The organism is Mesorhizobium sp. L103C131B0, from assembly GCF_000502275.1.
Classification (GTDB): domain Bacteria; phylum Pseudomonadota; class Alphaproteobacteria; order Rhizobiales; family Rhizobiaceae; genus Mesorhizobium.
This window is the reverse complement of the sequence record NZ_AYXC01000008.1, coordinates 34,970-54,677: the sequence shown is the minus strand read 5'-3', so window position 1 is coordinate 54,677 and position 19,708 is coordinate 34,970. Positions and strand designations below refer to the sequence as shown.

Here is a 19,708-nt window from a genome sequence, read left to right as displayed (position 1 = left end):
GTGTGCCTCGCAGTACACCCTCCGGCCCGGCTATGTTCTGGCAACGCATTGCACATCGGAGCCTGTTTTCATGAAGCGATTTTTCCTCAGCGTCGCCACTGTCGCCGGCCTGGTCCTCGCCTGTTCGCAGGCCTGGTCGGCCGACAAATTGCTCAACGCTTCCTATGATGTCGGCCGCGAATTGTTCGCCCAGGTGAACAAGGCTTTCGTCGCCGGCCATCCGGGCGTCACCGTCGACCAGTCGCATGCCGGCACCTCGGCGCAGGCGCGCGCCATTGCCGAAGGCCTCGGCGCCGATGTCGTCACCTTCAACCAGGTCACCGACATCGACTTTCTGGTCAAGAAAGGCCTCGTCGCCGCCGACTGGCAGAAGGATTTCCCCGACAACGCCTCGCCCTTCTATTCGCTCCCATCCTTTCTCGTCCGCGCGGGCAACCCCAAGCACATCAAGGACTGGAACGACCTCGTGCGCGACGACGTGCAGGTGATCTTCCCCAACCCCAAGACCTCGGGCAATGCGCGCTACACCTATCTGGCCGCAACCGCCTACGCCAAGGAAGCCTTCAAGGGCGACGACGCCAAGGTGAAGGAGTTCGTCACCAAGCTGTTCAACAACGTGCCGATCTTCGACACCGGCGGGCGCGCCGCCACCACCACCTTCGTGCAGCGCGAGATCGGCGACGTGCTGATCACCTTCGAGTCGGAAACGCGCGGCATCCGCAAGGAGTATGGCAACGACAAGTTCGAACAGGTCACGCCAACGGTCAGCCTGCTCGCCGAATTCCCGGTGGCGATCGTCGACAAGGTCGCCGACGAGCACGGCAGCCGTGACCTCGCCAAGACCTATCTCGACTTCCTCTACACGCCCGAGGGCCAGACCATCGCGGCTGAAAATGGCCTGCGCGCCCGCAACGCTGAAGTCGCGGCAAAATACAAGGCCGACTTCCCCGATGTCCGCCTGCTGACGGTGGAAGACGTCTTTGGCGGCTGGGACAAGGTACAGAAGGAGCACTTCGCCGCCGGCGGTCTGCTCGACCAGACCTATGGCAGCCGCTGATATCAGCAGCGTTCGACCTCACCTCACAAGAAAGCCGGCGCTTTGCCGGCTTTTTCGTTTTCGCGCGCCGACAAACGGCTTTCATGCGGAATCTGTCGCGATCGGCGAAAAACGTTACAAAGAATCAACGCCTTTGTGCCTAACGTCTCAACCGGGCGGCTTGTTCTACGCGAAACCGGGTTGTTCAGGCGAAACGTCATGATTTGCACACAAACAACCGCCAGATGCGGGTGGTTGGGGTTTTCATGAACTGAAGCGGGCATGCTTACCAAAAAAGGCAAATACGGCCTCAAGGCCCTCGTGCATCTTTCCGGCCTGCCGGTCGGCCAGCTTGCATTCGTCAACGACATCGCGATCGCCAACAACATCCCGAAGAAATTTCTGGATGCCATTCTGGGCGAGCTGCGCAATGCCGGCTTCGTCCTCAGCCGCAAGGGCAAGGAAGGCGGTTATCGCCTCGCCCGGCCGGCTTCCGAAATCAAGATCGGCCACGTCGTGCGCGTGCTGGACGGCCCGCTCGCTCCCATACCCTGCGCCAGCCGCACGCAATACCAGCGCTGCGAGGATTGCGACGAGGCGACCTGCCAAGTCCGGCACATGATGCTGGAAGTGCGCCAGGCGATCGCCGAAGTGCTGGACAATCGCAGCCTCGCCGCCATGCGCGACGCCGACAATGATGATTTTCCGGTCGAGCTGACATCGCAGATCTAAATTAGAGCATGGTCCCGAAAAGTGCGAACCGGTTTTCGGACAAGATCATGCTGAAATGAGAGTCCTCAGACCAGGCCGAGCTTGCCGGCCAGGCCGACGCGCTGGATTTTGCCGGTGGGACCCTTGGGTATCTCCTGGAGAAACAGGATGTGGCGCGGCACCTTGAACTCGACGATCCGGCTGCGCGCGAAATCGCGTATCTGCTCGGCATCGGCGGTGGCGCCCTCGGCCAGCACGATGGCCGCACCCACCTCTTCGCCGAGCATGGCGTGCGGCACGGCGAAGGTCACCGCCTGCGCCACCAGCGGATGATCGAGCAGCACATTGTCGACCTCGAGCGGCGAGATCTTTTCGCCGCCGCGATTGATGATCTCCTTCAGCCGCCCGGTGATCTTCAGATCGCCATCCTCGTCGATGAGGCCCTGGTCGCCGGTGCGGAACCAGCCATCGCTGAAGGCAGCTTCATTGGCCACCGGATTGTCGAGATAGCCATCATGGATGTTGGCGCCGCGCACCGCGATCTCGCCCTTTTCACCCGCCGGCAGGATCGTCCCCTTGTCGTCCAGGATCGTCACCTGCGGACCCGCAGGCAGGCCGACCGAGCCTGGCTTGCGGCGTGCCGGCGGCAGGCCGTTGGATGTCATCTGGTGCGCCGCCTCGGTCATCCCATAGGCCTCGACCACCGGACAGCCGAAGACGCGCTCGAGGTCGCGGAACACGGTGTCGGGAAGCGCTGCCGAAGACGAGCGGATGAAGCGCAGCCGCGCAGCCGCGATGGTTTCGCCATTGCGGGCGGCGCGCGCCAGGATCGCCTGATGCATGGTCGGCACCGCGCTGTACCAGCTCGGCCGGAAATCGCCCAGCCAGCCGTAGAATTTGAGCGGGTTGAAGCCCGGCGTGCAGACAACAGCGCCGCCGACTGCCAGCTGTGCGCTGAGCGCCGCCATCAGCCCGTGAATGTGGAACAGCGGCATCACGTTGAGACACATATCGTTTGCCGACAGCGCCAGGGTGCTGGCGATGTTGGCCATCGATGCCTGCAGATTGCGCTGCCGCAAGCCGACGATCTTCGGTCGCGCCGTGGTTCCCGATGTGTGCAGGACAAGCGCGAAATCGTCGGGTCCGTTGAACTGCATATCGTCGAGGCGAGCCTCGCTGGCAGCCTCCACCTCGGCGTCGCCCGCCAGCAGAAACTCGCCGGCCTTGGCGCCGTCAGTCACGACGACGTCGAGCACCGCAATGCCGTGCCCCTTTGCGGCGTTGCGCGCGGCATCGCCCATGCCTTGTCCGCACAGCAGCAGCTTCACATCGAGATCGCCGAGATAGAAGCGGAATTCGTCTTCGCCGTAAGCCGGATTGAGCGGCGCCGCCGTCGCCAACGCCGAGACCGCCAGGAAACAGGCCGCCATTTCCGGGCCGTTGGGCAAGACGATGCCGACGGCCGTGCCGCGGGTAACGCCACGCCTGGCGAGATCGCCGCAGAGCTTGTCGACAAGATTGGCGAGGCCGGCAAAGCTCAGGGACGGCCGGTCCGGCGCCATCAGCGCCACCGCAGCCGGCCGCCAGGGCGCCAGTTGGGGAAGTGCTACCGATAGGGCCTGTTTCAAGTTCGAACCCTGAATGGCGTTCACCATGGCCTTGCCGGCGCCGATTGCGCGCCCGTGGCAGACGCAGTAAAGCGATTTCCGGACGCACGCAAGAACAGGTGGACACCGATCGGATGAGGCTGCCGTGGTTGGGAAAATCCCGGAAAGCCGACCGGACACCATCTTCCGCCGTCATTTATCATACGGAAATCATCGCCGACATCCTGGTGCCCGAACGCGCCGAGCATGTCCGCTTCTTCAGCCGCAAGCAGGTTCGCGCCGGCAAGTTGCGCACCTTCAACAACAGGGATCTCCGCGAGCTGCTGCTGGCCGCCTTCTACATCGGCGTCGCGGCATCGCTGCCGGTCGATTGGTGGGCCGCGGTCTGCAGCCGCGTATCTGGGCTGCGCCTCAAGCGCCATATCCGCAAGGATTTCGTGCGCTACGCCGCCGCGACGCGCGCCGTGCTCGGCAACGGCATCGATGCGCAAAGGCAGTTCAGGGCCTTGCTCTGCGCCAACCACCGCCGGCGTCTGCTGCTTGCCGCGCATCTCATCGGCCGCCGCTGGTCACCTAATATCCGGCTGGAGGGCCTGGAAGGCCTGCAAGCGGCGCTGAAGCGCGGCCACGGCGCTATCATCTGGTGCGATCAGTTCACGGCCCAGACCATCATCGGCAAACGCGCTCTCCATGAAGCCGGCATCGAGACACACCAGCTCAGCGTCAGGGCTCACGGCATATCCGATTCGACCTTCGGCTTGCGCTTCCTGAACCCGCCGATGGTTCGGGTCGAGAACCGTTTCCTGAAAAGCCGGATCGTGTTCGACCGCAGCGACGCCTACCAGGTCACCGGCCGGATCCAGAAGATCCTTGGCAGCAACGGCGTGGTGTTGGTGACCAACACGGTGCATGCCGGCTCGACATTCACCGAAGTCGGCCTTGGCGAGAGCGGCTGGACCCACCTGGCTTCGGCGCCGACGAATTTCGCTGCCAGAGGCAAGGCCGCGCTGTTTTCCATGTCGACCTTCGAGACCGATCCGTTCCGCCAATACCGCGCCGTCCTAAGTCCCGAACTGGTGCCGGCTCCGGCAGAGGCCGGCGAGCCCTCGACCAGCGCCGGCGGCGCCAAGAACATGGCGCTGCAGGCCGAGTACATATTGCTCAAGCGCGACCGCTTGCTGGAGGCGCTGAAACTCTATCCCGAGCAAATGATGGTCTGGTCCGGCCATGACCGGTTCACCGAACGGCCGGAAAGTGCCTTGCCTGACGATTCATGATTTTGCGCCGGCCAGCAGGCTGGCAACGGCGGTGACGATCTCAGCCACTGGAAGTGTGGCGTCTGTCGTCAGCGCCTGCTCGTCGGCGCCAGGCGGCTCAAGGATGGCGAACTGGCTCTCGACCAGGCTTGCCGGCATGAAATGCCCCTTGCGGTTGGCGACACGCTGCTTGGCGGTTGCGGGATCGATCTTCAGATAGATGAAATCGATATCCCGGCGGAAGCCACGCAGACGATCGCGGTAGCTGCGCTTCAGCGCCGAGCAGGCGGCAACCACGCTTTGGCCGCTGCCGGTCAGGTCGGCGATCCGCTCGCCGATGGCATCGAGCCAGCCCTCACGCAGTTGATCGGTGAGCGGCTCGCCGCTCGCCATGCGCGCGACGTTCTCTGGCGGATGCAGCCTGTCGCCCTCGACAAAGACGGCCCCTTCCTCTGCTGCCAATGCCTTGCCGACAGCCGATTTTCCGCAGCCAGCGACGCCCATCACCACAATGGCCCGAGGCACTGAGCCGGTAGCGTCCATTGGCGCCTGTGCCGTCTTTTCGTCCACGGTCAGCGGCTTGCCGGCGCGCGGCCGTAGAGCAGGAGCATGGCGACGATGACCAGACCATAGACGATCTGCCGCCCCGCCTCCGGCATCTGCATGACCGAGAGTATGGACTGCAGGAGGGTGATCAGAATGACACCGGCGACGGTGCCGAGATAGGAGCCGCGGCCACCCAGGATGGAGGTGCCGCCCAGAACCACGGCGGCGATCGACGGCAGGAGATAGGCATCGCCCATCGATTGCGCCGCCTTGGAGGCATAGCCGGCGAGAAGCACCCCGCCAAAGGCGGACAGCCCGCCTGAGATAGCGAAGGCGATCATCACCACGCGCCTTGTATCGATGCCGGAGAGATAGGCGGCACGCTCGCGGTTGCCGATGCCGTAGACGGTGCGGCCGAAGCTGGTGCGGGACAGCACGAACACCATCGCGGCACCAATCAGCGCCCAGATGATGACGGCGTTAGGCACGCCAGGAATGGTAAAACCTGTCGCAAGATAGCGCATGGCGCCGGTGGCCGAATCCTGTGGCGAGTAGCCGCCGGTATAAACGACCATGAGCCCTTGCGCGACAGCGTTGGTGGCGAGCGTGATGATCATCGAGGGTATGCGCAGATAGGCGACGCCAAAGCCGTTGACGATCCCGATCAGCACCCCGCAAAAGATGCCGAACGGGATGGCCAGCGCCACACCGATCGGGCCATAGGCCGCGGCCGCACACGCCATCATCGCGCCCGCCGCCACCGCCCACGGCACCGACAGGTCGATCTGGCCTAGCAGGATGACCAGCATCATGCCTGTGGCGATGACGCCGAGGAACGAGGCCACCTTGAGCTGCTGCAAGAGATATTCAGGCGACAGAAAGCTCCTGGAATAGAGGCTGCCTAGGAACAGCAACAGCACGATGCAGGCGAAGGCCGTCAGCACCGCCGGATCGGCGCGGCGGATGAATTTCGGCATGCGGCCGGCGATGCCGCCCAACGTCGTTTCGCTCACAGGAACCACTCCAGCCGGTTGCGGACCCGAAACAGTGCGAAGGCGCCGAGGCTGACCGCAACCAGCAGGATAACGCCCTGGAACAGTGGCTGCCATAGCGGGTCGAAATCGAACACGAACAACAGGTCGCCGATGGTGCGGAAGGCCAGCGCGCCGAAGATGGCGCCGATGGCGCTGCCTTTGCCGCCGAACAGCGAGACGCCGCCCAGCACCACCGCGGCGATTGAAAACAGCGTATAGGCGTTGCCGCTGGCATAGGCTGCATCGCCCGTATAGGTGAAGAAGGTCAGGAACAGTCCGCCGATCGCGGCCAACAGGCCTGCGAGCGCGTAGGCAGCGAACTTGCCGCGCCTTATCGGCACGCCGGACATGTAGGCCGCCGTCTCCGACGAGCCGGCCGCATAAGCCGCGCGCCCGAGCACCGAGCGGCTGAACGGCACCCAGACGATTAGCACGACGGCGAGCAGCGCGATAAGACTGGCCGGCACTACGCCGAACAGGCGCCCGGTCAGCGCGTCGGCGAGACCTTCGTTGACCGAACCGCCGGGAAACGGCCTCAGCAGCAGCGCGATGCCGAAATAGACCGCACCCGTGGCGATCGTGGCGACGATCGGCTGCAGGCGGCCGTAGATGACGATGGCGCCGTTGATCGCTCCGCACAGGAGCCCGGTGCCGAGCACGGCGATGACGCCGAAAGCGGTCTCGAGGCCGGTGCCTATGACCAGCCAGGAGGCGAGGCAATTGGTCAGCGTGAAGATCATGCCGATGGAGAGGTCGATGCCGGCGGTGATCACGACCAGTGTCTGCGCCATGGCGACGAAGGCGAGCAGCACGCCCTTGTTGGACGCCGTCTGCACGACATTGGCGGTGAAGCCCGCCGGATGGTTCGAGGTGTAGATGACGAACATGACAATGAATATGCCGAGTGCCATCAGTGTTCCGCGCTGCTCGGCCAGCCAGTAGCGCCACTCTTTCACGCGTCCGCTCCCTGTCTTGCGCCGGTATCGTCTCTCGCGCCGGCGTCATCGCCATGGATGTTGAGCGCGCTTGCAATGAGCGCCCGCTCGGTGATCTCGGCCCCGACCAGCTCGCGCTTGACCGCGCCGTCATAGAGCACCAGCACGCGGTCGCAGCAGCCGATCAGTTCGTCATAGTCGGTCGAATAGAACAGGATCGCCGCCCCCGCATCCGCCAGCTTGCGCATCAGTTGATAGAGTTCCTGCTTGGTGCCGACGTCGATGCCGCGCGTCGGATCGTTGAGCAGGATGATACGCGGCTGGCGCATCAGCCATTTGGCGATGACCACCTTCTGCTGGTTGCCCCCCGACAGCGCACCGACCGGAATGTCGAGGCCGGCCGTCTTGATCGCCAGCAGCCCGACCATGTCGTCGATCAGCCGCTGTTCGGCGGCGCGGTCGATGATGCCGGCCTTGGACAGCCGGTCTAGGGCGGCAAAGGAGAGGTTCTCGCGCACCGTCATCGGCAGCATCAGGCCTTCGGTCTTGCGGTCCTCCGGGATCAGCGCCATGCCGATGCGGCCGTCGCGCGCCGCTTGGGGGCTGGCGATCGAAACAGGCTTGCCGTCGATAAGGATCTGGCCGCCGAGGCCGCGCAGCACACCGAAAAAGGCAAGCAGCAATTCGCGCTGGCCCTGGCCGTCCAGGCCGCCAAGGCCGACGACCTCGCCTGCCCCGACCGTCAGCGAGACATTGTCCAGCCGGTCCGTCCAGGACAGCTTGCGCGCCTCCAGCACGGGAACGGCGGCGGCTGCGGTGCGCGCGGGTTTCGGCGGAAAAATATGGCTGTATTCGCGCCCGATCATCAGTTCGACGACTTCGTTGTCGCTCTTTGTGCCTGCCTTGTAGCTGGCGACATTGCGGCCGTTGCGAAACACCGTGCAGTGGTCGGCAAGCTCGGCGATCTCGTTCATGCGGTGCGAAATGTAAAGCAGCGCCAGCCCTTCCGAGCGCAATCGCTTGAGCACGCTGAATATCCTGGCGACGTCCGTCGCGGTCAGGGCCGAGGTCGCCTCGTCGAGGATCAGGATGCGCGGCTTCCTGGCCAATGCCTTGGCGATCTCGACCATCTGTCTTCTTGAAAGCGGAAGATCCTTGACCAGCGCCAATGGATGGATGTCGGCCGCACCTGCGCGTGCCAGCGCATCCTCGGCAATGCGGCGCTGCGCCTTGCGGTCGATCATGCCGAAACGCTTCGGCGGATCGGAGATGACGATGTTGTCGGCAACGCTGAGTTCGGGAACCAGCGACAGCTCCTGGAAGATGCAGACGATGCCGGACTTGTTTGCAGCAGCAGGCGAAGCGAACGTCACCTCGCTGCCGTTCAGCATCATGCGGCCTTCGTCGGGCGCGACGACGCCCGCCATGACCTTGATCAGCGTCGATTTGCCGGCGCCGTTTTCGCCGAGAATGGCGTGGATGCTACCGGACGAGACCGAAAGCTCGGCCTTTTCCAGCGCCCGCACACCACCATAGCGCTTGGATATGCCTTCCATCCGGAAGAGCGGAACCGCACCGTCCATCGGCCCTCCCGAGGCAGTTTGACTTCAAGGGATATCGAGTGGCCGGCGCCGCGGAGATCCCGCGGCGCCGGATATGCCGCCTATTGGTCAGCCCCTATTGGTCAGCTTTGGTCTGGCCCATAATTTCCTGCGCGGTGAAATTGATGCCGCAGGTCGGGAAGGAATTGCCGACGAAGAAATTGTCGGACTGGTCGGGGAAGAAATCCTGACCGGCCTTGAAGTTCGGATCCTCGACGATCGCCAGTGGCAGTTTCACTGCTTGCGGAACGACGTTGCCTTCGAGCGCGGCAATCGCCGTCTTGATGGCGACCGCGACCTGCGCCGGACCGGTGCCGGCCGATGAGCATTTCAGCCCGTCGCCGGCATGTGCCGCGCAGAACTTGCGGAAACCGTTCTCGGTCTCCCCGCCGAACGGCACGAAAGCATGCTTGGCATCGATCATCGCCTGCACGATGCCGGTGTCGCCGCCTTGCCCGGTGATTCCGTCGAACGGACCGTTGGTGGCAATGGCGTCGGCCGTGGCCTTCTGTGCCACGCCGTCGTCCCATTTGCCGACCACCTCGGTGACGTCCCATTTCTTGCCGGAGGCATCGAGCGCTTCATGGATGCCGTTGTGACGGTCGGTGTCGACGGAAGTTCCGGCAACGCCGCGCACTTCGAGCACCTTGCCGCCATTCGGCACATGGCCGACCAGCCATTTGCCCCACAATTCGCCAAGGCCCTTCTGGTCGACATTGACGTTGATGGCGTCCTTGGTGTCGAGAATATTGTCGAAGGCGACGAGGATGACGCCAGCTTCCTTGGCGCGCTTGATGACCGGCCCGAAAGCGGTCGGGTTCTGGGCGTTGACGACGATCGCGTCATAGCCGGAATCGATGAAGTTGTTGATCGCCGAAATCTGGGCCGGCACGTCCTCGCCGGTCGAGACGACCTTGAATTCCTTCAGTTTCGCGGCGACCTCCGGCTGGGCCGCATAGGCCTTGGCGGTCTGCACCATCTGGATGCGCCAGGTGTTGGCGATATAGCCATTGGCGAGCGCGATGCGGTATGGGCCGTCTTTCTTGGGGAACTTGAAGAACTGCGTATCGGCCGCCCAGGGCGCAAAGCAATCCGGCTCAGCCGACGGTCCCTTGACGACTTCCGGGTCGGCCATGGCCGACGAACTCAGCATGACGAATGCAGTGGCGGCAACGATGCCACCAACAAGTGACTTGATCATCGATATTCCTCCCAGTTGTAGTTTTATTTGCTGCTGCTTGTTTATTTGATGCTGTTTGTCGTGGTGTGTTTTCCACGCCTGCCGAAGGCCCTCCAGCCTGGCCGGCGCCACGTCTCAAGGGCCCGAAGCCGGCCCGATCCCCTCCCCCTCGCCGCTTCACAGGCGAGAAACGAAACTAGCATATTATACATAATAAACAAGCATGAGCTGTTGCTTATGTATAATAAACAGGCACGGCCTCTCATCAAAACGTCTGCCCGACGAAAATGGTAGCGCTACCATGACGTTGTGTAAAGCACCATTTGCTGAGGCCGCCAAGCGTGTTCAGCGTGCGGTGCTCTCGCGGGGCTTGAGTTCGAAACCGAGATCGACGACCCGCTGCTCAGGCCTTCGTCCTGCGATCGCCGCCAGCGCCATGGCAACAGACCGACGGCCGATTTCATAGCGAGGGGTGCGGATACTGGTGAGCGGCGGGAACGCCGCCTGCATCATTTCGAGGTCGTTGAAGCCGACAATGCCGATTGTTTTCGGCACGTTGAGCGCGGCGCTATGGCATTCGAACAAAACGCCGAGCGCGATGTCGTCATTGTTGCAGAAGACGCCGTCGAGCGCCGGCATCTTGGCCAGCGCATCGCGAAGCAGCTCGCGGCCGAGCGTCACGCTGGACAGTAGCGGCGTGGTGGTGACCAGCCGGGGGTCGAACAGGCCGGCCTTCTCCATTGCCGCGCGATAGCCGGCAAGCCGCCGCTGCGACCGCGGGTCCATGCGTGCGCCGATGAAGCCGATCCGCCGGTAGCCCGCCTCGATCAGATGCTCGGTCGCCGTGCGGCCGCCGTCGAAATGCGAGAAGCCGACCAGCATGTCGACCGGATCGGGCCCAGTCTCCATCACCTGCACCACCGGGCAGCCCGCGCTCTCCAGCAGCTTTCGCGAGGTCGGCGTCTGGTCGATGCCGGCCACGATCAGCGCCGCCGGGCGCTGCGGTGCGAACACCTGCAGCAGGCGCTCCTCCTCGAGGCCGGAATAATGGGTGTTGCCGAGCTGGACGCGGAACGGGCCGTCCGACAGGCAGTCATAGATGCCGCGCACCACTTCGGCGAAGACGTTGTTGGTCAGCGACGGCACCAGCACGCCGAACACATCGGCGCGCGCCGAGGCCAGCGCCCGTGCATTGGGATCCGGGATATAGCCGAGTTCGTCGACGGCGGCCTGGATCTGGCGCCGCAGATCCTGGCTGACGCGTTCCGGTTCGCGCAGCGCCCGCGACACGGTGATGGCGCCGACGCCGGCCTTGCGCGCAACATCTGATAGGGTCGGGCGGCCGCCGCCGCGACGCGAGCGCGGCTTGGTCATGGACATCCTCCACGTGCCGGGCCCCGGCCGCTGCGCCCTTGCGAAACCATGTTCAGCTTTTCCACTGCCACCATGCCGGCTGCTGCCGCACCCACTCGCCTGCTGGCGTCGCGCAGCCAATCGCCCTTGTCAAGCAACAGGGCAATCCTGCCTTCCTAAGCCATCAGGGCAGCACTGCGTTTTGCTTTCCACAGCAGCAGCCCGATGGCCACTATGTTCAGCAAGTTCCACGCGATCCCGTTGAGGAACGCGGCGGCGTAGGAGCCGGTCAGGTCGTAGATCCAGCCCGACATCCAGCCACCGATCGCCATGCCGAAGATGGTCGCCATCATGACGATGCCGATACGCTGGCCGGCCTCCCTGGCGGGCAGGTATTCGCGCACGATGATGGCATAGCAAGGCACGATGCCGCCTTGCGACAGGCCGAACACCAGCGACACGACATAGAGCGAGGCAAGCCCGTCGAACGGGATGTAAAACAAAAGCGACAGGCATTGCAGCACGGAACCGATAAGCAGGGTTTTCACGCCGCCGATGCGGTCGGCGACAAAGCCGGAGGCAAGCCGGCTGACGACGCCCGCCGCCATCATGATCGACAGCATGTCGGCGCCATGCGCAATGCCGTAGCCAAGATCCATGCAATAGGCGACGATGTGCACCTGCGGCATCGACATCGCCACGCAGCAGCCGAGACCGGCAACGATCAGCAGCACCTGCAACGCCGCCGGCGACAGCGAAATCGACTGCACTGGCCGGCTTCCGGGCGAACCGGCGGCAGCCGCCGTCGGAGCAGCGCGCCGCAACAACAGCACCAGTGGCACCATGGTGACCAGGCAGAAGACACCGATGCCGGCATAGGTGAAGCGCCAGCCTTCCGCCTTGATCAGTGTCGGCATGATGGTTGGCCAGAGCGCTCCGGCGAGATAGTTGCCAGCAGCCGCCGCCGTGACGGCGACGCCGCGCCGACGGTTGAACCAGTGCGAGATGTCGGCGATCAGCGGCCCGAAGATCACCGATGTGCCGACACCAATCAGCACGCCCTGGGCAAGGGTGAATTGCAGGATAGAGGTCGACAACGCGGCGAGCAGCAGGCCGGCGGCGAGAGCCACCGAGGATAGCAGTGCCGGGATCCAATACCCCATGCGATCGACCGCGCGGCCAACCAGCACATTGCCGGCGGCGAAGCCGACCATGGTTGCGGTGTAGGGCATCGATGCCGCGGCGCGGTCAACGCCGAACTCGGCCTGCACGGCCGGCAGCACGACGACGACGGCCCACATGCCGACCGCACCGATCGTCGCCAGCAGCATGGAGATGGCAAGCCGCATCCAGGCGTAGCTGCTGTCGATGCCGGGGCTATCCGCCTGATTGGCGACGATCGGGGTCAAGGCGTTTCCTGTCTACGGTCCTGGGAAGTCGACCGTTGTGTCGCCACTATCGGCGCATTCACCGCGACGGGCAGCGCCACAGGGCCATGATCCGTGGCTCCAGCGGCCCGGCGATTTCTCGGGAACCGCGGCGGCCTGCCCGAGTTTTTGCGACAGGAAGGAGTTTGTCATGACCGCGAAGAAAAAATGGTCGGCCGAGGTGACCGAGCACAGCGATGCGATGGACCTTGAGGACCACATCTTCGAAGCCGACGACGCCAGGAAGATCGCGGCCTCGCTCAAGCGCTCGGCCGAGCACAGCGACCGCCGCAAGGCCCAGCCGTTTGAGTCGGCCATGTCGATGCTGAATTTCTACATCAACCGCGCCGGCAAGAACCTGCCGCAGGCGCGCCGGAAAGTGCTCGAGGACGCCAAGGACGAACTGCGCGCGGCCTTCGGACGGCCGCAGCAGGATTAATGCATGTCGCTCAAAAGTGGCGCCGGTTTTGAGACAACGACATGCATAAACAAAGACCTAAGCGCGTCGACTTAGTCCGTTCAAACGGGACGCGCTTTAGCGCTCCCGATTGGCTCTGCCAAATTCACCTCAACTGGACCTAGTGACAGGTCCTCTTTCCCCTCAATTTGCCGGCCTCGGCTTTGTGTTTCCCCGAGCCCTTTGAAGTAGCGGCATGACGGTCAAGATCGGCATCAATCCCATCACCTGGAGCAATGATGATGTTCCCGCACTCGGCGGCGATACGCCGCTCGCGACATGCCTGTCGGAAACCAGGCAGGCCGGCTATCGCGGCACCGAACTCGGCGGCAAATTCCCCAGGCGAAGCGACGAGCTTGGACCGATCCTGTCTTCTTACGGACTGGAGCTCGTCTCCGGCTGGTATGACGGCCGCATCCTCGACCGCACGGTCGACGAGGAATTCGCCGCCGTCACCTCGCATCTGACCCTGCTGCGCGACCTCGGCGCCGAGGTCGTGGTCTATGCCGACACCTCGCGCGGCCGTCATGACGGCATTTTCGCACCGATCTCGCAGCGTCCGCGCCTCGCTGACGGCGAATGGAGCGCCTATGGCGAGAAGCTGACCGAACTCGCCGACCGCATGGCTGCCTTCGGCGTCGGCATGGCTTTCCATCACCATATGGGCACCATCGTCGAGAGCGATGACGAGGTCGACAGGCTGATGGCCGCAACCGGCAAGAGCGTCGGCCTGCTGTTCGATACCGGCCATTGCCTGTTTTCGGGCGGCGACCCGGCCTCGCTCCTGAACCGGCATCTCGACCGCATCGTGCATTTTCATTGCAAGGACGTCCGCGCGGCCGTGCTGGAGAAGGCACGGCGCGAGGACATGAGTTTCATGGCGGCAGTGATGGAAGGAATCTTCACCGTGCCCGGCGATGGCTCCGTCGATTTCCTGTCGCTGCTGCAGCCTCTGGCCAGCCATGGCTTCGAAGGCTGGATCGTCGTTGAGGCCGAGCAGGATCCGGCCAAGGCACATCCCTTGACCTATGCCACGAAAGGTTACGCCTCGCTTCTCGCCACGGCCCGCAAGGCCGGGTTCGAGGTGGCTACACGAGACATGGCCTGACCACCGCCGGGGGGCTGGTGGTTGGCCGGTTGGGCGCGCGCCTCGGTAGGGGTAGCGACGCGAAAGCGCCCGGCGATCCGCGCCGCCGCCCTCCCTTGGCGGCGCGGATCGCACAGTTCTTGGCATCGAAATTTTTGCCCCCGAGTTGCCGGCCCGGCGTTTCCAGCTTGAGGCTGGCGACGAGGCATGCCTTGATGCAGATGGAGGAGCGACATGGCATTCGAGGCGGCACTCGGCATGGAACGGCTTTGCACCATCCGTGAGATCGCCGAGAAGGCGGAACTCGGCGCGGCAACCGTTCACCGCGCGCTGAAGAACAGCCGCGAGGTTCATCCCGAAACCAGACGGCTGGTGCTGGAGACTGTCTGCCTGCTTAACGAAGAGAAGATCGCCCGCGCCGCCAGGTTGGTCGGAGACTAGCTTGGCCGACCATATGCGCCTTTCCCTCGACATCATGTCGGTCGACCGCGGCTCGGACGAACCGATGCACCGGCAGATCTACGGCGCCCTGCGGCGCTTCATCCTCGACGGCCAGATCCAGCAGAACACGCTGCTTCCTTCGACACGCTCGCTGGCCGAGGATCTCAAGGTCGGCCGCAACACGGTGATCGCCGCCTACGACCAGCTGCTCGCCGAAGGGTTTATAGAGGCGCGCGCCGGGTCCGGCACCTGGGTGGCGCCGATCCAGCAGAAACGCCCGCCGGCCGCGCTGCGCGCCGGGCTTGCCGCTCCGCAAAAGCTCTCGCGGCGCGGTCAGACCATCGTCAACGGCCCGCAGCCGCCGCGCAATGCCGGTGTCATCAACTTCCATCCCGGCGTGCCGGAAACCGCGTCCTTCCCCTTCACCATCTGGTCGAGCCTTCTGGTGCGCAACGCACGCAGCCGCGACGAGAACTTGCTCGGCTATATCTCCTTTGCCGGCCATCCCGGTCTGCGCCAGGCCATTGCGTCGACCATCAGCCTGTCGCGCGGCATCAACTGCACCGCCGACCAGGTCATCATCGTCACCGGCGCGCAGGCAGCACTCGACCTCGCTTCGCGCGTGCTGATGGACGAAGGCGACCATGTCTGGATGGAGGAGCCCGGCTATCTCGGCGCCAAGAGCGCCTTTCTCGCCAGCGGCGCGCAGCTCGCGCCCTTGAAGGTCGATCGCCACGGCTGGCACCTGTCCGACCCCAACCTGCCTCCGCCACGCCTGATCTATGTGACGCCATCCTGCCAATGGCCGTTCGGCACCATCATGCGCATCGAAGAACGGCTGCAACTGCTTGACATCGCGGAACGCCACGGCGCCTGGATCGTCGAGGACGATTATGACGGCGAATACCGTTATCGCGGCCGGCCGGTGCCGGCGCTGCGCGGCCTCGATCATGCCGACCGCGTCGTCTATATCGGTTCCTTCGGCAAGACGCTGATCCCGGCGCTGCGCATAGGCTATCTCATCGTACCGCGCGAACTGTCCGTGCCCTTCGACCGTGCCGTCTCGATCACCGGCCAGTTCGCGCCGCTGATCCTGCAGGCGACGGTCAACGAATTCATCACGCAAGGCTATTTCGCCACGCATCTGAAACGCATGCGCCGCCTCTATGCGCGCCGGCAAGCCAATTTCGTCAAGCTGTGCCAGGAGCATCTGGCCGAATGGCTGACGGTGACCGAGAACGATTCCGGCATGCAGCTGCTGGCCAGTTTTGTCCGACCCTACAAGGACAGTGACGTCGTCGCCGCCGCCGTCAAGGAGGGCCTCGACGTGCAGGGCATCTCGATCAACTACCATTCGAGCGAGCCGGAACACGGCCTGCTGCTCGGCTATGCCGCGATGGACGAACGCCAGATCCTGCGCGCGGTGCTGGCGTTGCGCGCTGCCTTCATGCGGCTGGACCGGCAATAGGCCGATCCAGCGCTGAGCGCTTCAATTCACACTATCGAATTTCTGCAGATCGACGGGCGCTGCCTTGCGCACCTCGACATCGTCCAGCGAGGCATTCTCCAGCGCCACACGGGCCGCCGCATCGATGTTATGGATCATGTCGTCGATGTCGGCGTCGCCATGCGCCGGATTCATCGCGATCATCACCGTGCGGTTGAGGATGTCGAGAGAACCCTTGCCCAGATCGTCGGCATAGGTCAGCCGCAGGCCCTTGTTTTCCGGCAGCGTGTACGGATTGAGCGCCGGATGATGCGCGCCCTCATGCATCAGCACCTGATCCCACTGGGTGAAATTGTGGCGGCCGGTCTTGCCGGCGATGACACTCGGAATGGTCTTGGAAAAAGTCTGCGCCGCCTGTTCGCTGGGCAGCAGATACATCACCTGCGCCGCGCAATCGTCGTCGGGGCTGTTCATCGGCGACGGCGTCAGGCCGAGATTGCCGAGATGGCGCGTGCCGGCCAGCACCTTCTTCTTCTCCGCCCGCATCGCCTCGATGATGCCGTCGAGACGGTCGAGCTGGACATTGAGCATTGCACCCATCAGTTCCGAGGCGCGCGCGCCGATGCCGGCGAACGGCTTGATGCTGTCGCTGCGGCCCTGCCAGTAGAAATGGCAGGGGTCGATGGCGCAGCGTGCGCGCTCGGCCACTTTCGGATCGCTGGTGGCGATGCCGCCGCCCTCGCCCGACGTCATGTTCTTGAAGTAGTTGAAGGAGTAGGCGCCGGCATGGCCGATCGAGCCGAGCTTCTTGCCCTCATAGCCGCCGCCAATGCCCTGGCAGACATCTTCCAGCACGAGCAGACCGCGTTTTTTAGCGATGTCCATGATGGCGTTCATGTTGCAGGCCGCACCCCACATATGTACCGGGATGACCGCCTTGGTGAGCGGGCCGACGGCGTCGCGCAGAGCGGCCGGGTCGATGGTCAGGCTCTCGTCGATATCGACAATGACCGGAATGGCGCCGACCGACAGCACTGCTGTGGCGGTCGCCATATAGGTGTGCGCCGGCACCAGCACCTCATCGCCCGGGCCGATGCCGAGGCCGATCAGGCCGGCGGCGAGCCCATAGGTGCCGCTGGCGGCAAGCGCGAAATGCTCGACGCCGAGATGCCTTGCATAGCGCGCCTCGAAGCGGTTGCACTCGCTGTTCTCGCCATAGCGAAACAGCGCGCCCGAGCGGATCACCCTGGCAATGGCTTCGATCTCTTCTTCGCCGGCAGTGTACATGGCAAGTCTCCACATCGCTGATGGTATGAAGGCAGTACGCCTGCGGCCGCTGTTTGAAAGAACCACTCCGCTGCGATCTGACCAAGCCATCCTGGTTGCTTGATGGCCGGGTTTGACGCCGAATGTGGGCATAGCGAATGAAATCGGCATTCCAGAACGCAGGCCCGCGGAAAAATCGTACCCATCCGAATTCGTCGAAGTGGCCCTGTCGGAAAGCCCGCATTGGGCGTTCCATCGCGTCCAGTTGGGCAAACGGTCGGTTCCATGCAGCACGGGACACACTTTGGAAGACCCTCGAAACCGGCGTGCCGGCAAGATGGTGGCCGGCAAGACGGTGACCGGCAAGACGGTGGCCGTCCATGACGCGACAGCTCGTCCTGCATGAAGACGATGTCGGCATGTGCCATGGCGCCAACAGCGCCTTCCTCGAACTGACCGCATTGGGCGCCTGCAGCTCCGGCGCCGTGATGGTGCCGTGCCCATGGTTCCCTGAGATGGCCGAAGCGGCAGCCGCCAATCCCCGGCTCGATCTCGGCGTCCACCTGACGCTGAACAGCGAAAAGCAGCACTACAAATGGCGGCCGCTGACGTCGCCGTCGCGCGCGGCCGGCCTGACGGACGAGTTCGGCTATTTCTGGCCCGATGTCGCGACCACCCGCCGCAAGGCAGCACCGCAAGCGGTGGAAACCGAGCTTCGCGCCCAGATCGACACCGCCTACCGCGCCGGCATCGACGTCACTCATCTTGACGCCCATATGGGGGCAGCGCTGTCGCCGGAGTTTTGCGACGTCTACATCAAGCTCGGCCTGGAATATCGGCTGCCGGTGCTGTTGACCAAAACGCTGTCGGCCTATTCGCCCAATGACAATCTCGTCGGCGTCACCGAAGCGGCGTTCCAGCGCGGCGTCACTGAAGCCCGGGCCAAGGGCTTTGTCATCTTCGACGCTGCCATACAGACGACCTGGGGCCGTCCACGCTCAAAACCGATAGAGCCAGCCTACAAGGCATTGGTCGAAGGGGTCCGCGAAGGCCTGACCTTCTTTTGCCTGCATTTCAATGCGCCGGGCGAGTTGGAACTCATCGAGCCGCGCTCCGCCTATATCCGCACCGAGGAATACGAACTCTTCCGCGACCAGGCTTTCCGCGACTGGCTCGGCGCGCAGGACATCGACATCATCGGCATGAAGCCGCTGCGCGAGGAGCTTCGTGCACGGCTCGGGGCATCGACACCGGCAAAGGCCCGCAAAGCGGCCACCCGGTCAGCGCCGTAAGCCGATCCGTCGGCCGAGGCGCAAAGAGGGAATTGGAACTGCAACGACAATGGGAGAATGACATGAAGACTGTTCTGAAACTGGCGCTCGGCGCGCTTGTCTCGATGAGTATGCTGGCGGGCGTCGTGCAAGCGGCCGGCCTGAAGGATCCCAAGGATGTCCGCATCACCTTCGTGGTGCATGGCTCGGCCTCCGATCCCTACTGGTCGGTGGTCAAGCGCGGCGTCGACGATGCGGCGGCGCTCACCGGCGCCAAGGTCGAATATTATGCGCCGCAAGTGTTCGACGTGGTCGAGCAGGCCCGCCTGCTCGACGCGGCCATCGCCACCAATCCCGACGGCATCGCCGTCTCCATTGCCGACGCCAATGCGCTCGGCAAATCGGTCAAGGCCGGACTTGCCGCCAACATTCCGATGGTCGTGCTGGATTCCGGCGAGAAGGAAGGCGCCGAACTCGGCACCTCTCTCTATGTCGGCACCGTCTCCGAATATGATTCCGGCAAGAAGGCCGGCGAGCGGCTGGCCAAGGAAGGCACGCTCAAAGTCGTCTGCATCAACCACGAGGTCGGCAATGTCAGCCTCGACCAGCGCTGCCAGGGGTTGAATGACGGGCTGAAGCCGTCAGGCGGCGGCACCGAGGTGCTTACCGTGTCGCCCGATCCGGCCGACATCCAGCGCCGCACCGAGGCCTATCTGTCGGCGCATCCCGACACCCAGGCGGTGTTTGCGCTCGGCGCCACCGCCGCCAATCCGCTGATCCCGTTCTTCCGGCAGAAGGAATTGTTCGGCAAGATCAAGCTCTACACCTTCGACATCAGCCCCGAAGTCCTGGATTCCGTCGTCGCCGGCGAAATGGGATTCGGCATGGACGCACAGCAATATCTGATGGGATACCTGCCGGTGATCTATCTGGTCGAGCATGCCACACATGGCTTCTGGCCGCAGAACAACGCCTACACCGGCCCGCTGTTCATCGACTCGCCCGACAAGGCCAAGGCGATCCTAGCGCTCGCCAAGGACGGCATCCGCTAAG

At 63.9% G+C, this 19,708-nt stretch carries 19 protein-coding genes; 10 read left to right on the top strand and 9 right to left on the bottom strand.

Features of this window, described 5'->3' with window-relative positions:
- Nucleotides 1–70: 70 nt before the first annotated feature.
- Both X730_RS149060 and X730_RS149065 read left to right on the top strand, forming a co-directional pair.
- Nucleotides 71–1,057 carry a sulfate ABC transporter substrate-binding protein gene (locus tag X730_RS149060; protein WP_023826560.1) on the top strand — a complete coding sequence of 329 codons (987 nt, stop codon included), beginning with the start codon at nucleotides 71–73 and terminating at the stop codon, nucleotides 1,055–1,057.
- A gap of 261 nt (nucleotides 1,058–1,318) precedes the next feature.
- The gene (locus X730_RS149065; protein ID WP_023673075.1) at nucleotides 1,319–1,768 is read left to right on the top strand and encodes an Rrf2 family transcriptional regulator; all 450 of its coding nucleotides are present in this window, start codon (nucleotides 1,319–1,321) and stop codon (nucleotides 1,766–1,768) included.
- Between the two features lie 65 nt (nucleotides 1,769–1,833).
- Here the strand turns inward: X730_RS149065 and X730_RS149070 are convergent, their stop codons facing one another.
- Nucleotides 1,834–3,402 (bottom strand): acyl--CoA ligase, encoded by a 1,569-nt coding sequence (locus X730_RS149070; protein WP_023826559.1) that lies wholly within the window; start codon nucleotides 3,400–3,402, stop codon nucleotides 1,834–1,836.
- Nucleotides 3,403–3,488: 86 nt separating this feature from the next.
- On the opposite strand from X730_RS149070, the gene X730_RS149075 reads away from it, so the two are divergent.
- On the top strand, nucleotides 3,489–4,631 hold the full coding sequence (locus X730_RS149075) for a hypothetical protein (RefSeq protein ID WP_023826558.1): 1,143 nt from the start codon (nucleotides 3,489–3,491) through the stop codon (nucleotides 4,629–4,631).
- Here the strand turns inward: X730_RS149075 and X730_RS149080 are convergent.
- The 7 genes from X730_RS149080 to X730_RS149110 all read right to left on the bottom strand — a co-directional run bounded on the left by X730_RS149080 (nucleotide 4,626) and on the right by X730_RS149110 (nucleotide 12,608).
- Nucleotides 4,626–5,180 carry a gluconokinase gene (locus X730_RS149080; protein WP_023826557.1) on the bottom strand — a complete coding sequence of 185 codons (555 nt, stop codon included), beginning with the start codon at nucleotides 5,178–5,180 and terminating at the stop codon, nucleotides 4,626–4,628. The two genes, X730_RS149075 and X730_RS149080, sit on opposite strands and share 6 nt — an antisense overlap.
- 2 nt (nucleotides 5,181–5,182) lie before the next feature.
- Nucleotides 5,183–6,169, bottom strand: coding sequence for an ABC transporter permease (locus X730_RS149085; RefSeq protein WP_023673071.1), 987 nt, complete (start codon nucleotides 6,167–6,169; stop codon nucleotides 5,183–5,185).
- Complete coding sequence (locus X730_RS149090; protein WP_023826556.1) at nucleotides 6,166–7,146, bottom strand: ABC transporter permease; 981 nt, start codon at nucleotides 7,144–7,146, stop codon at nucleotides 6,166–6,168. The genes X730_RS149085 and X730_RS149090 overlap by 4 nt, the downstream gene beginning before the upstream one ends.
- Nucleotides 7,143–8,708, bottom strand: a complete 1,566-nt coding sequence (locus X730_RS149095) for a sugar ABC transporter ATP-binding protein (RefSeq protein WP_023826555.1) — start codon at nucleotides 8,706–8,708, stop codon at nucleotides 7,143–7,145. The genes X730_RS149090 and X730_RS149095 overlap by 4 nt, the downstream gene beginning before the upstream one ends.
- Before the next feature lie 94 nt (nucleotides 8,709–8,802).
- Entirely contained in the window at nucleotides 8,803–9,927 is a 1,125-nt protein-coding gene (locus tag X730_RS149100; protein WP_023682221.1) for a sugar ABC transporter substrate-binding protein, read from the bottom strand.
- A 324-nt stretch (nucleotides 9,928–10,251) separates the two neighbouring features.
- The gene (locus tag X730_RS149105; protein ID WP_023826554.1) at nucleotides 10,252–11,280 is read right to left on the bottom strand and encodes a LacI family DNA-binding transcriptional regulator; all 1,029 of its coding nucleotides are present in this window, start codon (nucleotides 11,278–11,280) and stop codon (nucleotides 10,252–10,254) included.
- A gap of 155 nt (nucleotides 11,281–11,435) precedes the next feature.
- Nucleotides 11,436–12,608 (bottom strand): MFS transporter, encoded by a 1,173-nt coding sequence (locus X730_RS149110; protein WP_050588124.1) that lies wholly within the window; start codon nucleotides 12,606–12,608, stop codon nucleotides 11,436–11,438.
- Nucleotides 12,609–12,837: 229 nt separating this feature from the next.
- On the opposite strand from X730_RS149110, the gene X730_RS149115 reads away from it, so the two are divergent.
- From X730_RS149115 to X730_RS149130, 4 genes are all read left to right on the top strand, one after another.
- On the top strand, nucleotides 12,838–13,125 hold the full coding sequence (locus tag X730_RS149115; RefSeq protein WP_023826552.1) for a DUF3175 domain-containing protein: 288 nt from the start codon (nucleotides 12,838–12,840) through the stop codon (nucleotides 13,123–13,125).
- A gap of 214 nt (nucleotides 13,126–13,339) precedes the next feature.
- Nucleotides 13,340–14,251 (top strand): myo-inosose-2 dehydratase, encoded by a 912-nt coding sequence (gene iolE / locus X730_RS149120; RefSeq protein ID WP_023826551.1) that lies wholly within the window; start codon nucleotides 13,340–13,342, stop codon nucleotides 14,249–14,251.
- 213 nt (nucleotides 14,252–14,464) lie between these two features.
- Nucleotides 14,465–14,671, top strand: a complete 207-nt coding sequence (locus X730_RS149125; RefSeq protein WP_023682225.1) for a LacI family DNA-binding transcriptional regulator — start codon at nucleotides 14,465–14,467, stop codon at nucleotides 14,669–14,671.
- 1 nt (nucleotide 14,672) lies between these two features.
- The gene (locus X730_RS149130; protein WP_245261374.1) at nucleotides 14,673–16,139 is read left to right on the top strand and encodes a PLP-dependent aminotransferase family protein; all 1,467 of its coding nucleotides are present in this window, start codon (nucleotides 14,673–14,675) and stop codon (nucleotides 16,137–16,139) included.
- A gap of 21 nt (nucleotides 16,140–16,160) precedes the next feature.
- Here X730_RS149130 and X730_RS149135 read toward each other — a convergent pair whose 3' ends face one another.
- Nucleotides 16,161–17,405 carry an aminotransferase class I/II-fold pyridoxal phosphate-dependent enzyme gene (locus tag X730_RS149135; RefSeq protein WP_023826549.1) on the bottom strand — a complete coding sequence of 415 codons (1,245 nt, stop codon included), beginning with the start codon at nucleotides 17,403–17,405 and terminating at the stop codon, nucleotides 16,161–16,163.
- A 112-nt stretch (nucleotides 17,406–17,517) separates the two neighbouring features.
- Between X730_RS149135 and X730_RS1000000168180 the strand changes: the two genes are divergently transcribed.
- The 3 genes from X730_RS1000000168180 to X730_RS149145 all read left to right on the top strand — a co-directional run bounded on the left by X730_RS1000000168180 (nucleotide 17,518) and on the right by X730_RS149145 (nucleotide 19,707).
- Nucleotides 17,518–17,790 carry a hypothetical protein gene (locus X730_RS1000000168180; protein ID WP_196814829.1) on the top strand — a complete coding sequence of 91 codons (273 nt, stop codon included), beginning with the start codon at nucleotides 17,518–17,520 and terminating at the stop codon, nucleotides 17,788–17,790.
- On the top strand, nucleotides 17,765–18,676 hold the full coding sequence (locus X730_RS149140; protein ID WP_023826548.1) for a polysaccharide deacetylase family protein: 912 nt from the start codon (nucleotides 17,765–17,767) through the stop codon (nucleotides 18,674–18,676). The genes X730_RS1000000168180 and X730_RS149140 overlap by 26 nt, the downstream gene beginning before the upstream one ends.
- 62 nt (nucleotides 18,677–18,738) lie before the next feature.
- Nucleotides 18,739–19,707, top strand: coding sequence for a sugar ABC transporter substrate-binding protein (locus X730_RS149145; protein WP_023687959.1), 969 nt, complete (start codon nucleotides 18,739–18,741; stop codon nucleotides 19,705–19,707).
- Nucleotide 19,708: the final 1 nt, after the last annotated feature.